Origin of the sequence: Neorhizobium sp. BETTINA12A (assembly GCF_023006485.1) — a bacterium.
Taxonomy (GTDB): Bacteria; Pseudomonadota; Alphaproteobacteria; order Rhizobiales; family Rhizobiaceae; genus Neorhizobium.
On sequence record NZ_JALBGW010000345.1, the window covers coordinates 1 to 945 of the forward strand.

General features: G+C 65.2%; 2 protein-coding genes. Both read right to left on the reverse strand.

The genetic code is table 11. The features are described 5' to 3' along the window. Positions 1 to 311, reverse strand: a 311-nt coding sequence (locus MOV61_RS30050; RefSeq protein WP_247139194.1) for a PfkB family carbohydrate kinase, incomplete at its 3' end; no start/stop codon positions are given. Continuing rightward, on the reverse strand, positions 308 to 945 hold a 638-nt coding region (locus MOV61_RS30055; protein ID WP_247139195.1), incomplete at its 5' end, for an ABC transporter ATP-binding protein. The genes MOV61_RS30055 and MOV61_RS30050, both read right to left, overlap by 4 nt.

Genomic DNA, 945 nt, shown 5'->3' on the forward strand with positions numbered 1-945 from the left:
ACCGTCACCTGCGGTCCGGCATCGTCCGCATGTTCGATGAACCGCAGGTCGACGCCGCTGTCGCGGATTTGCTCCTCGACGCCGGTCGACAGCGAATCCGTGCCGAGCCGCGCGGCAAGCGCCACCTTGCGGCCGGCATGGGCAAGATGGGCGGCCGCGATGAACGCGCCGCCGCCGGCGGCGATCTCCATGCCGCTGGCATAAATCTCACGCCCGAGTACCGGCAGGTGGCCGAGGCCCGTGAAAATCAGGTCGCAATAGATCCGCCCGATGCTGAGCACCGCGGATCTTTTCTCTGCATGCGTCATCATGAACGGCCCAGAAATCTCTCTGTGCTGGCATCGAAGAGGTAGAGGTCGCCGGGAGCGGCTTCGCAGGTGAGCGTGCTTCCGACAGTCGGCACGAATTTTTCGCGCACGGTGGCGATGATTGGGGTGTCGGCCACGTCCAGATGCACCAGCGTTTCCGGTCCCAACGGCTCGACGGCCGAGACCGTTCCGGTCACCGTGAAGCCGCTGCCGCCGGTAACTGTCGCGTGGGCAATCAGGTCATGTGGGCGCACGCCGATCAGGATATCGCCGACAGGCGCCATTGCCGCGCCCGAAGCGGTGCGACGGCCACGCACGAGGTTCATCGACGGGCTGCCGATGAAGCGGGCGGTGAATACGTCGACCGGACTGTCATAAAGTTCCGACGGCGTGCCGACCTGCAGGATGACGCCGTCCTTCATCACCACGATCCGGTCGGCCATCGTCATGGCCTCGATCTGGTCGTGGGTGACGTAGACGGTCGTGGTCTTCAGTTTTTGATGCAACCGCTTGATTTCGATGCGCATCTGCGCGCGAAGCTGGGCGTCGAGGTTGGAAAGCGGCTCGTCGAACAGGAAGGCGGAGGGATCGCGCACCATGGCGCGGCCGATCGCGACGCGCTGGCGCTGCCCGCCGG